The organism is Thermodesulfatator autotrophicus (assembly GCF_001642325.1).
Classification (GTDB): domain Bacteria; phylum Desulfobacterota; class Thermodesulfobacteria; order Thermodesulfobacteriales; family Thermodesulfatatoraceae; genus Thermodesulfatator; species Thermodesulfatator autotrophicus.
Window position 1 is genome coordinate 16,743 of sequence record NZ_LSFI01000017.1, and the last position, 12,060, is coordinate 28,802.

The window sequence follows — 12,060 nt, forward strand, 5'->3', positions numbered from 1 at the left end:
TTTATGGCCAGAGTTACCGTAGAAGATTGTTTACGCCAGGAGCCCAGGCGTTTCCGTTTAATCCACCTGGCTATAAGAAGGGTAAAACAGCTTCGTAAGGGTGCAAAACCCTTAATAGAGTGTGACAATAAAGAAATTGTTTGTGCCCTTAGAGAAATAGCCGCCGGTAAAGTGACCTGGGAAAATATTGACCAACTAGAAAAAGAAACCGAAGAACTATCTCTGGGAGACTTTTTAGACCTGGCTAAATTAGCCGAAGAAAAAACCAAGTCGTGAGAGAAAAAGATTATTATCAGATATTGGGTGTTTCTCGTAACGCCTCTCAGGAGGAAATCAAAAAGGCGTATCGGCGTCTTGCACGCCAATATCATCCTGACCTACACCCTGGAGACAAAGAGGCTGAAGAGCGTTTTAAAGAAATCTCAGAAGCTTACGAAGTACTCTCTGATCCGGAAAAACGGGCGATATATGACGCCCGTGGCTGGCGCGGCCTTCATGAACGAGGATATGAAGGCTTCACCGATGTTGACGATATTTTCAGTACTTTTTCAGACCTTTTTGAAGAGTTTTTCGGTATCCGCTTTGGTGGTGGCCCTACTCGAGAGCGTCGTCCCAGGAGAGGGGCTGACCTTTCTTACGAAATCACCGTTACCCTTGAAGATGTCTATTTCGGCCGAGAAATACCAATAGAAATTGAACGTTACGAAAATTGCAGTGCTTGTCAGGGTACTGGGCTTGCTCCTGGAGCTTCGCCAAAGTATTGCCCCACCTGCAAAGGCAGAGGACACGTGGTTCATTCTGAAGGGTTTTTCCGTCTTTCTACCACCTGCCCTACCTGCCATGGTCAAGGTACTTTGATTACAGACCCTTGCCCAGCCTGTAAAGGTAAGGGGCGTGTGCGCAAAAAGAAAAAACTTTCTGTAAAGGTTCCTCCAGGGATAGAAGACGGCTCCGTCATAAAGGTTAGTGGTGAAGGGGAAGCAGGGCTTTTGGGAGGCCCACCAGGAGACCTTTATCTTAAAGTTCGCATACTTCCCCATGAAATCTTTGAAAGAAAAGGGAAAGACCTCTTTTTAGAAGTTCCTATCTCGGTTATTGATGCTATCTTAGGCACAGAAGTAGAAATCCCCACCCTAGAAGAAGAAATAAAAGTTAAAATCCCCCCAGGAATTCAGCCTGATGAAAATTTAGCTATTGAAGGGAAAGGGCTACCTGATTGGCGCACAAATAAAAAGGGAAACCTCTTACTTCGTCTTAAGATAGAAATTCCCAAAGACCTTACGCCAAGACAAATTGAACTTCTGAAAGAATTTCAGGCAATAGAAAAGGAAAAAAGAAATAATTTTTTCAAAAAAATCTGGAAAGCGGTTAAAAAATGAACAAATTTACCCACTTAACTGAAGATGGTAAGGCCCAAATGGTAGATGTCTCTCAAAAAGTTCCTACTGCCAGGGAGGCTATAGCCAGAGGTAAGGTAGTCCTTGGAGAGAAAGTCTTTCAGGCTGTAGTTGACCAAAATATTCCTAAAGGGGATCTCTTTGCCACGGCAAGGATTGCCGGCATCCTTGCCGCCAAAAAAACGGCGAATTTAATCCCTCTGTGCCACCCGTTACCGCTAACCAAAGTGGAAGTAGATTTTTCTCTTTCTCCTGAGGATAAAAGCTTGAACATAGAAGCCCGGGCCAAAACAGTAGCGCAAACAGGCGTAGAAATGGAAGCCCTTACCGCGGTGAGTGTGGCAGCTCTTACAGTTTATGACATGTGCAAGGGTATAGATAAAGCCCTGCGTATAACAGAGATTCGGTTAGTCAAAAAAACCGGAGGCAAAAGCGGCACCTTAATCCTGGAATAAAGGAGGACTTATGGACCCTGAAAAGCTGGAATATTTTCGCAATTTATTACTGGAAAAAAGGGAAAAATTGATAAAAGAAGCCTTAAAAACTGTAGGTGAGTTAGTAGAAAACCCAGAAAGGCTACCAGACCCTACAGATCAGGCCACTTTTGAAAGCGACAAGGGTTTTGAACTGAGAATACGAGATCGGGAACGTAAACTTATAAAAAAGATAGACAAGGCTTTAAAACGTATAGAAGAAGGATCATACGGCATTTGTGAGGCCTGCGGTGAAGATATTGACGAAAAAAGGCTTAAAGCGCGTCCAGAGGCCTCTTTATGCATTCATTGTAAAAGAGAACAGGAAAGACTTGAAAAATTACGTGGTGACTGATGCCCAATCTCCACCTAGCTTTTTTGTGGCACATGCACCAACCCTTCTATTTGGATTGGGAGAAGGGTTGGCTTGCCCTTCCCTGGGTAAGGTTACACGCTGTTAAAGCCTACTTTGACCTCCCCTATCTTCTTTCCCAATATCCTGCAGTTAAAAATAATTTCAACCTGGTGCCAAGCCTTTTGCTCCAGTTGTGCCATTATGAAGAAGGAAAAACTGATCTTTTTTTGGAACTCTCCCGCAAACCGGCTAATGAATTAAGCCTTGAAGATAAGGCTTTTATATTGAAATATTTCTTTAGTTGTCATTGGGAAACACATATTTATCCCTTTCCCCGCTATCATGAACTCCTGACTCTGCGTGGTGGAGACCACCCCCATGATATAGAAAGGGCCCTTAATGAGTTTTCAGAGCGGGATTTTTTAGATCTACAAGTATGGTTTAACCTTACCTGGATTGGCTTTGGCCATCGCCAGGAGCCGTTAATCCAGGAGCTTATTAGTAAGGGAAGGTATTTTAATGAAGAAGAAAAAAACTTACTCCTTGATTTACATCTGGATATTATCAAAAAAATTATTCCACTTTACCGAAAGCTCCAGGAAAATAGCCAGATAGAAATATCAGCCTCACCTTTTTATCACCCTATCCTTCCCCTAATCATTGATTCTGACCTGGCCAGGCGGAATCTACCCTACTCTCCTCTGCCACCGCGTTTCAGTTATCCGGAAGACGCCGCTTTTCAAATTGAAGAAGCCTTGAATTATCACCAGGAGTTATTTTTTAAGAGACCAAAAGGTCTCTGGCCTTCAGAAGGTTCAGTTTGTCCGGAGTTAATTCCTCTGGTGGCTAACGCCGGGCTTTCCTGGATGGCCACCGATGAAGAAATCCTCTATAAAAGTATTGGCCGCCACGGACCTGAAGTCCTACTAAAGCCTTACCTAGCCCTTCATGAAGATTCTCAAATAGCCATGGTTTTTCGCCACCATGACCTCTCTGACCGCATTGGTTTTGTATATCGTGATCTATCTCCTAAAGAAGCTGTTTCTGACCTTGTCAACACCGCCAAAAGGCTGGCCAGAGAAAGTGGGCTTGAAAATCCCCTTTTAACCCTGATTCTAGACGGTGAAAATCCCTGGGAATACTATGCTGATGGTGGTAAAGGTTTTTTAACAAGACTTTTTGAAAACATTACAAATGACCCGGACATAACCTCTGTTACCATAAGCGAATATCTGGAAAGGTTTCCCCCTCAGGAAAAGATATCCCATCTTTACACAGGCTCCTGGATAAACGCCAACTTTGACATCTGGATAGGACATGAAGAAGAAAACCAGGCCTGGGAGCTTCTTGGCCGGACAAGAAGAATACTAAATGGCTTAAAAGAAGCCCCTCAAGAGGCCCGTCAGGCCATAATGGCGGCAGAAGGAAGTGATTGGTTCTGGTGGTATGGAGACCATTTTACCAGCCTATTTGATGCTGAATTTGACCGGCTTTTTAGAGGACATTTACAGGCGGTTTTTAAGGCCCTTGATAAAGAACCATTTATTGATCTTTTCTACCCCATAAAAAAACCTAAGCCCATTGAAACAGAAGAAAGCCCGGTAGCCTTTATAAAACCGGTGATTGATGGGCGAGAAACTTTTTTCTTCGAGTGGATTGGAGCTGGCCGTTTCCTCCCTTCAACTGTGGGAGAAGCTATGTATTTTGGCGAAAGTATTATCTTTGCCCTATATTTTGGTTTTGATATAAGCCATTTTTATTTACGGCTTGATTTTAAAGAAAAAATATTTGATTCTTTACCTGAGGAATTGCAAGCTGTAATTACTTTTTGCGGTTTCAAACATAAAACCCAGGTTATGTTTAAACCAAAAGCCAAAGATATAACCAAGAGCCTTATCCTTGTGAAAGGCCCGTTTCGCCTTTATGGAAAAGATGCCGGAGAAATAGCCTTTGACCGTATATTAGAACTGGCTATCCCTTTTGAAAATCTTGGATTCGTAGTAGGAGAAAAAGTCAATTTTTACCTGGAATTTCTGGAAAATGGTCTTGTCCGAGAAAGAATACCAAGAACGGGAAATATTTTATTTACCGTTCCAGACGAAAATTTCGAAAAAGAAATGTGGTTAGCTTAAAGAAAAGGAGGCATTTATGCCTGAATTAAGAAAAGATCCGGTAGTCGGCCGGTGGGTCATCATTGCTAAAGAAAGAGCCAAACGCCCACATGACTTTATTGTCCCTGAAGAAAAAACCAAGGGGGGTTTTTGTCCCCTTTGCCCTGGCCATGAATATACCACCCCCCCAGAGGTCCTGGCCTACGGAAGGCCCCCCGAAGCCCCACCCAACAGCCCTGGCTGGACGGTAAGGGTAGTGCCCAACAAATTCCCAGCCCTTCGTATAGAAGGAGAGCTTTGGAAAGAAGGTGAAGGTCTTTACGATAAAATGAATGGCATCGGCGCCCATGAAGTTATTATTGAAACTCCTAACCATCATGAAACATTATCCACCATGCCTGTGGATAGAATAGTCCAGGTCTTCTGGGCTTATCGCGACCGCATGGTTGACCTTTCCCGAGATCCTCGCTTTCGTTATGTAATTATCTTTAAAAACCACGGCCGGGCGGCTGGAGCCTCACTTGAGCACGCCCACTCACAACTTATTGCTCTCCCTGTAATCCCTCTTCGTATAACCCAGGAGCTACAGGGCTCTAAGATGTATTACGACTACAAAGAACGTTGTATATTTTGTGATATTGTTCGCCAGGAATTAAAAGATGGTTCAAGGGTGGTATGTGAAAATCACGAATTTGTAGCTATTTGTGCCTTTGCACCCAGGCAGCCTTTTGAAATGTGGATAATTCCTAAAAAACATCACTCTGATTTTCGCTCCATTGACGAAAGCCAATTCCAGGCCCTAGCAGAAATATTTTCTGAAGTACTAAAAAGACTTGATGCTGCTATTCCGCGCTGTCCCTATAACTTTGTCCTTCATACGGCTCCTTTGCGTGAACCATACTTAGAACATTATCACTGGCACTTTGAACTTTTGCCTAAACTTACCCAAATAGCTGGCTTTGAGTGGGGAACAGGTTTCTATATTACACCAACCAGCCCGGAAGACGCCGCTCACTTTTTGCGTGAAATAAAACTCTCAGAAGGAGGCCAATAATGGCTGACAAACCCAAAATACTAGTAGTTGATGACGAAGAAAGTATCCACCTTCTTTATCGAGAAGAACTATCAGATGAGGGTTATGAAGTCATCTCGGCCTTAAACGGCCCAGAGGCTATCGAGTTAGTAGATAAAGAAAATCCTGATCTGGTAGTCCTTGATATCAATATGCCTGGCATGGACGGCCTGGAAGTATTGCGCATTATTAAAGAAAAACATCCTCGTTTACCAGTTATACTTTGTTCTGCTTATCCAGAATTTAAGCAGGATTTAAGTTCCTGGGCCTCAGAGGATTACATTGTCAAATCCTTTGACCTTACAGAACTAAAGGAATCCATAAAGAAAAACCTGGCAAAAGTGGAGAGCTAAAGGTAAGACCGAAATGGCTTTACCAGGTCATTACGGAATGCGTAAGACTATGAACCGCCCCAGGTTTGCCGAATATAAAAATCTGTGGGAGGATAAGGTATGGACAAAACAAAAAGATTTTCTAACGAGGTAAAGGAACGGGCGGTTCGGTTGGTTATGGAAGTCCAGGGTGAATACCATTCCCAGTGGTCAGCTATCTGCTCTGTGGCTGAAAAAATTGGTTGTGCTCCTGAAACTCTTCGTCGCTGGCTGCGGCGTCAGGAAATCAACCTTGGCAAACGACCTGGAACTACCACCGAGGAAATCCAAAAGATTAGACAGCTTGAGCGCGAAAATCGGGAACTCAGGCGAGCAAACGAGATTTTGCGTAAAGCAGCGGCTTTTTTCGCCCAGGCGGAGCTCGACCGCCTACAAAAGTAATGGTGGCCTTTATTGACAGATACCGAAAGAGTTACGGAGTCGGGCCGATCTGCAGGGTTTTGCCGATTGCTCCGTCAACATACTATGAATGGAAGAGGCGAGAAAAAGATCCTTCCCGTCTTTCGGCCAGGGCTCGTAGAGATGAAGAGATTAGTTGTGAGATAGAGCGGATTTGGGAAGAAAGTCGCAGGGTTTACGGGGCCAGGAAAGTTTGGCGTCAGCTTTTAAGGGAAGGGATTAATGTGGCCCGGTGCACAGTAGAGAGGCTGATGAGACAGAAAGGATTGGCAGGGGTAGTTCGTGGAAAACGCAAACCACGGACAACGGTTTCAGAGGAGAATCATCAGATAAGAGATCTTGTAGAGCGTAATTTCAAGGCAGAGAGGCCAAACAGGCTGTGGGTGGCAGATTTGACGTATGTGCCCTGTGGCCAAGGATTTGTTTACGTAGCTTTTGTGATAGATGTATTTTCAAAGATGATAGTAGGGTGGCGGGTTTCGGAGTCGCTAGGTGCGGAATTGGCCTTGGAAGCCTTGGAGGAAGCTCTTCAAAGTCGTAGTTTGGAAGAAGGGCTTATTCATCATAGTGATAGAGGGGTGCAATATTTGTCGATTAGGTATACGGATCGTTTAGCAGAAGCAGGTATAGAGCCCTCAGTAGGCAGTGTAGGGGATTCATATGACAATGCTTTGGCAGAAACGGTGATAGGATTATATAAGACAGAGGTAATTCGGCATTTAGGGCCGTGGGAAGAAATAGGACGGGTAGAATGGGAGACGCTTTGCTGGGTGCATTGGTATAACAATCATAGGCTAATGGAGTCGATTGGTTACATGCCGCCGGCAGAGTATGAAGAAGGATATTATAAGAACAATAGATTTTGTTCTAGTGGATATGGGTCGTTTAAGTTATCAGGACTCACACATTGAGGTCTCCAGCAAACCTGGGGCGGTTCACTAACGAATTAACTATACCAGGTCATTGTTACGAGGAGGCCCAAAGGGCCGACGAAGTGGCCCTACCGGGTCATTACGAGGAGCACGAAGGGCCGACGAAGTGACCCTACAGGGTCATTACGAGGAGCACGAAGGGCCGACGAAGTAATCTCTACCAGATATCCACGGCACTGGTGGTACCTCGCGACAAGGATCGCTTCGCCACTTCGTGGCTCGCAATGACCAAAAGAGAGAGTGGCTCGCAATGACCAAATGACTCCTCTCCCTGTCACTACGGGGAGCATATTTATTTGCTACTGTAAGAAACTCAAAAACGTCACCAAGTCACCCTGACTCAACGCCAACGCCGTTCAGATTTAGAAAACTTAATGTTTTAGAGAATTTTTGTACCAGGAAATAGTCTTTGAAAGCCCTTCTTCAAGGCTTGTCAAATCTTTCAGGTTAAGTAAATGGCGAGCCTTAGAAATATCAGCCAGGGAATGACGCACATCGCCTGCTCGTGATGGAGCATAATCTGGTTTTATGTCTGTGCCTATGATTTCAGCAATAATCCGATAAAGTTCATTAATACTTATGGCCTTTCCTGAGGCCACATTTATTACTTCTCCCACGGCATTTTTATCTGCCTTACAAGCGAGTAAATTGGCTTTTACCACGTCTTCAACAAAAATAAAATCTCGGGTTTGATCACCGTCGCCAAAAATAGTGGGAGGCTCTCCTTTAAGCAAAGAGGTAATGAACTTGGGAATTACCGCCGCGTATTGGGATTTTGGATCCTGCCGTGGCCCGTAAACATTAAAATACCTGAGAATTACTGTTTCCAGGCCATAAAGTTCCGGGAAAATTTTACAAAAATATTCCCCTGAAAGCTTGGTTACCGCGTAAGGTGACATGGGATTAGGAAGCATATCTTCCTTTTTGGGAGAAGGAAATTCCTCACCGCTATCTCCATAAGCAGAGGAAGAGCCGGCATATACAAGCCTTTTTACTCCAGCTTTGCCAGCGGCCTGCAAAATATTAAGGGTTCCCGTGGCGTTAACTTCCTGGTAAGTGCCTGGGTCTTCCACTGAAGCCGGCACCGACCCTAAGGCCGCTTCGTGAAAAACATAATCGACTCCCTGGCAGGCCTCTTCGCAAAGTTTTAAGTCCCTAATATCGCCCTCAATTAAGGTAAAACGGGCCTTGGCCCCTGGTATTTCTTCTAAAAAAGCCAGGTTTTCCCGAGAGGCATTACAGAAATTGTCAAGCACCCTCACTTTATAACCTTCGCGCAAGAGATACTCCGCAATGTTTGAACCAATAAACCCAGCCCCGCCAGTAATCAGAAATTCCATGACTATAACCCCATTTCTTCAAATTCTCGGATTTTATAAAGAAGAGCTTTATAAGAGATGCCTAAGAGTTCAGCCGCCTGCTTTTTGTTGCCGTTGGTTTGGTTGAGAACGAGGTCAATAATCTTTTTTTCTACCAGGGCCAGCACCCGTTTTTTTACTTCTTTTAGAGAGACCTGGCCTTGTTCAGCCTTAGCCAATTCAATGGCTATACGTTGAGCAAACTTTTCATTTTCTGTCTTAGGAGCGTCTTCAGGCTCTAAAACCTTTGAAAAACGCTTTATTTCTTTTTCTACTTCTTCAAAATCTCTTAAAACCACCAAGCGTTTGATATAATTTTCAAGTTCACGCACATTACCAGGCCAGTGATATTTGAGAAATAGCTCTAGTAACTGCGGAGGAATCTCAAAATCGGTGATATTGTATTTACGGCCATAAATCCTTGCGAAATAATCGCATAAAAGGGGTATATCTTCTTTCCTTTCCCTTAGTGGCGGGATATAAATCTTGATAACACTCAAACGATAATAAAGGTCCTGCCGAAAAGAACCATTTTCTACGTCTTTTTCAAGGTCGTGATTAGTTGCCGTTATAACCCAGACGTCAACTTTTATGTCTTTCTTCCCTCCCAGGCGGCAAAACTCCTGGTCCTGAAGGACCTGGAGTAATTTTGATTGTAAAGAAAGGGGCATATCACCGATTTCGTCAAGAAAAATAACACCACCGTTGGCCTGCTCAAAACGACCAGGTTTGGCCTTTTCCGCTCCGGTAAAGGCCCCTTTTTCGTAGCCAAAAAGCTCACTTTCAAGGAGTTCTCCAGGGATAGCAGCGCAATTAACTTTGACAAATGGCCCCCGAGAACGATAAGAGCAGGCGTATAAAGTTCTCGCCACAACCTCCTTGCCGACTCCGCTTTCTCCATATATAACAACATTTAAATCCGTATCAGCTACCTGGAGGATAAGATTTTTGATGCGCTTAATAGCAGGGCTTTGGCCAACAATATTTCTTAAGGGGCCTTCAAGATGTTTTTCTTGTTTAATGGCTAATGCATTCACTCCAGATACCCGACTTTTGAAAATGTGCTTTTATTATATAGGCTAAACAGAACTTTAAGCAAGGGAGTGCCATGAAAAATTCAAAAAGTAACTCTAACCTATCTTATCGGCAAAAAATAGAAGAAGCCAGAGATTTTTTAACCCAAAAATTTCCCTATTTTCCCAGAGTGGTCATTATTTTGGGGACAGGCCTTTCAGGGGTCGCCGAAGAAATGGAAAAAGACCTTGTAATTCCTTATACAGAAATTCCACATTTTCCCCGCTCAACGGTGGAAAGCCATAAAGGCAATTTGATCGTGGGTCGGCTCTCAGGACTTGAAATAGCGGTTTTTCAAGGAAGATTTCACTATTACGAAGGCTACTCTACCAGAGAAATAACCTTTCCTTTGAGGGTACTAAGCCTTATGGGGGCAAGGCTTCTTATCATTTCAAATGCCGCTGGGGGCCTTAATCTATCATTCAGGCCTGGCGATTTAATGCTTATTGCCGACCATATCAATCTTATTCCAGAGAATCCGTTAAGGGGAGAGAACTATGAAGACTGGGGGCCGCGCTTCCCCGATCTTTCTGAAGCGTACAGTAAAAGACTACGCCACCTGGCTAAAGCTGTAGCTCAGGGGCAGGTTTCCCTTCAGGAAGGAGTTTACGTGGCGGTCCCTGGCCCAAGCCTTGAAACGCCAGCAGAAACTCGTTTTTTACGCCTGATAGGGGCAGATGCCGTAGGCATGTCCACGGTGCCAGAAGTCATCGTGGCCAGACACGCGGGCCTAGAAATACTTGGCCTTTCGGTCATTGCTAACGTGAATGACCCGGATAACTTTGAACCTATTCTTCTGGAAGATGTCATTGCCAACGCCCAAAAGGCAGAAAAGAAAATGCTTTTTCTGATAAAAGAGCTATTAAAATCTCTTCCAAGAGATTGGCTGGGCTAAGATGGCGGAACTTCTAATAAACTATGCTCCTTACGAAACAAGGGTGGCCCTTCTTGAAGACGGCTCACTTGCCGAATTTTATCTGGAACGGCCAAGAGAAAGGGGCTACGTAGGAAATATTTACAAGGGCCGTGTAGTCCGAGTTCTTCCTGGTATGAGAGCCGCTTTTGTAGATATTGGCTTAAACCGCACGGCTTTCCTTTACGGCGGAGATTTATGCCCCAGCCTTTTTGAAGCCGAAGAACTATTTGGCGAAGAATTCTCCCAGGAAAAATTTAAAATCCCCCCTATAGAAGACGTTTTAAAACCTGGTCAGGAAATTTTAGTCCAAGTGGTTAAGGAACCTATTGGCAACAAAGGAGCAAGACTCACCACCAATATAACTCTTGCCGGACGTTACCTGGTTTTCCTGCCAACCATGGGGCATATTGGTATCTCAAGAAAAATTACCGATGAAAAAGAACGAAAACGCCTAAAAGAACTCATCGAGGCCTTACGGCCCCCTGGTACCGGCTGGATCATAAGGACGGTAGCCCAAGAAGCCACCGAAGAAGAGCTTAAGACAGAAATATCTTTCCTGGTTTCTTTGTGGGAAGACATTAAAAAACGCGCGCAAAAAGTCACGTCCCCGGCCCTGCTCTATGAAGAGCTTGATATAAGTCTCAGGGCTGTACGCGATTTACTGGTAAAAGAAGTTTCTTCTCTAATAGTAGATAACAGGCAGGTTTATGAGAAAATTCTTTCTTACGTAGAAGACCTGGCTCCCCACTTAAAAGGTTGTATCAAACTGCATGAACCACCACCTGGAATTTTTGAGGCCTACGGCGTTGAAATAGACTACCATCGTTTTTTAGCCCGCAAGGTGTGGCTTAAGTCAGGAGGCTTCATAGTGATTGAACCCTGTGAGGCCTTTACCGCTATTGATGTCAACACCGGCCGCTTTGTAGGCAAAGATGACCTTGAAGAAACCGTACTTCGCACTAACCTTGAAGCCGCCAAAGAAATAGCTTATCAATTACGCCTGCGCAATATTGGCGGGCTCATTATCATTGATTTTATTGACATGCATCGTCAGGAAAGCCGCGAAAAAGTCTATCTGGCCCTCAAACAGTTCCTGAGCCGTGACCGGGCCAAAACCAATGTACGCCCTATGTCTGAGTTTGGCATTATAGAAATGACCAGAGAAAGACGCCGCGAAAGCCTTTATACCCTTCTTATGGAAACCTGCCCCCTTTGTCACGGTGACGGCCTTATAAAAAGCAAACGCACCGTCTGTTACGAGCTATTTCGCCGTCTTGAACGCATGGGCCCTCACGTAAAAGGAAAAAACATAATTATTAAAGTCCACCCTGATGTGGCTCAGGTCTTAACAGGAGAAGAAATTGAATTCCTGGAAGAAATAGAAAAAAAATTTGAATTTGAGGCCTCAGTAAGTGAAGACCCAGAACTTGCTCCCTGGGAATTTAAATTTATTTTAAATTCCCACTTTCCCGACCAAAAAATCTCTTCACCCTCACCGTGACGAGGATTTGTCATTACAAACGAAACAAAGCAATCTAGTGACTGTTCGCGCTTTAGACTGCTTCGCTTGTTCCATGAAAC

General features: G+C 44.3%; 12 protein-coding genes and 1 other annotated feature. Of the genes, 10 read left to right on the forward strand and 2 right to left on the reverse strand.

What is annotated here, in order from left to right:
* The first annotated feature begins 3 nt into the window (after positions 1-3).
* The 8 genes from rpoZ (at position 4) to TH606_RS04470 (ending at position 7,110) form a co-directional block, all read left to right on the forward strand.
* Positions 4-276 (forward strand): DNA-directed RNA polymerase subunit omega, encoded by a 273-nt coding sequence (gene rpoZ / locus TH606_RS04430; RefSeq protein ID WP_068541655.1) that lies wholly within the window; start codon positions 4-6, stop codon positions 274-276.
* Positions 273-1,379, forward strand: coding sequence for a molecular chaperone DnaJ (gene dnaJ, locus TH606_RS04435; RefSeq protein ID WP_082863513.1), 1,107 nt, complete (start codon positions 273-275; stop codon positions 1,377-1,379). The genes rpoZ and dnaJ overlap by 4 nt, the downstream gene beginning before the upstream one ends.
* On the forward strand, positions 1,376-1,852 hold the full coding sequence (moaC, locus tag TH606_RS04440; protein ID WP_068541659.1) for a cyclic pyranopterin monophosphate synthase MoaC: 477 nt from the start codon (positions 1,376-1,378) through the stop codon (positions 1,850-1,852). Before dnaJ ends, moaC begins: the two co-directional genes overlap by 4 nt.
* Before the next feature lie 10 nt (positions 1,853-1,862).
* Positions 1,863-2,225 (forward strand): RNA polymerase-binding protein DksA, encoded by a 363-nt coding sequence (gene dksA, locus TH606_RS04445; RefSeq protein ID WP_068541661.1) that lies wholly within the window; start codon positions 1,863-1,865, stop codon positions 2,223-2,225.
* Entirely contained in the window at positions 2,225-4,357 is a 2,133-nt protein-coding gene (locus tag TH606_RS04450; RefSeq protein WP_068541663.1) for a glycoside hydrolase family 57 protein, read from the forward strand. Before dksA ends, TH606_RS04450 begins: the two co-directional genes overlap by 1 nt.
* Before the next feature lie 16 nt (positions 4,358-4,373).
* A complete protein-coding gene (galT, locus tag TH606_RS04455) occupies positions 4,374-5,390 on the forward strand; it encodes a galactose-1-phosphate uridylyltransferase (RefSeq protein ID WP_068541665.1) in 1,017 nt (338 codons plus the stop codon).
* Positions 5,390-5,761, forward strand: coding sequence for a response regulator (locus TH606_RS04460; RefSeq protein ID WP_068541667.1), 372 nt, complete (start codon positions 5,390-5,392; stop codon positions 5,759-5,761). Before galT ends, TH606_RS04460 begins: the two co-directional genes overlap by 1 nt.
* 99 nt (positions 5,762-5,860) lie before the next feature.
* Positions 5,861-7,110, forward strand: a protein-coding gene (locus tag TH606_RS04470; RefSeq protein ID WP_157627859.1) for an IS3 family transposase whose coding sequence is annotated in 2 segments (ribosomal slippage) — positions 5,861-6,149 and positions 6,149-7,110 — 1,251 coding nt in all. Because the reading frame shifts where the segments join, the coding sequence is not laid out codon by codon here.
* Positions 6,139-6,255: a sequence feature (AL1L pseudoknot), on the forward strand. It overlaps the preceding gene by 117 nt.
* 392 nt (positions 7,111-7,502) lie before the next feature.
* Here the strand turns inward: TH606_RS04470 and TH606_RS04475 are convergent.
* Entirely contained in the window at positions 7,503-8,471 is a 969-nt protein-coding gene (locus tag TH606_RS04475) for an SDR family oxidoreductase (protein ID WP_068541673.1), read from the reverse strand.
* A gap of 2 nt (positions 8,472-8,473) precedes the next feature.
* Positions 8,474-9,526 (reverse strand): sigma-54 interaction domain-containing protein, encoded by a 1,053-nt coding sequence (locus tag TH606_RS04480; protein ID WP_197460507.1) that lies wholly within the window; start codon positions 9,524-9,526, stop codon positions 8,474-8,476.
* Between the two features lie 71 nt (positions 9,527-9,597).
* Between TH606_RS04480 and TH606_RS04485 the strand changes: the two genes are divergently transcribed.
* Both TH606_RS04485 and TH606_RS04490 read left to right on the forward strand, forming a co-directional pair.
* Positions 9,598-10,458: a purine-nucleoside phosphorylase gene (locus TH606_RS04485; RefSeq protein ID WP_068541675.1), complete on the forward strand. Its 861-nt coding sequence runs from the start codon at positions 9,598-9,600 to the stop codon at positions 10,456-10,458.
* A 1-nt stretch (position 10,459) separates the two neighbouring features.
* Positions 10,460-11,980, forward strand: coding sequence for an Rne/Rng family ribonuclease (locus TH606_RS04490; RefSeq protein ID WP_068541677.1), 1,521 nt, complete (start codon positions 10,460-10,462; stop codon positions 11,978-11,980).
* Positions 11,981-12,060: the final 80 nt, after the last annotated feature.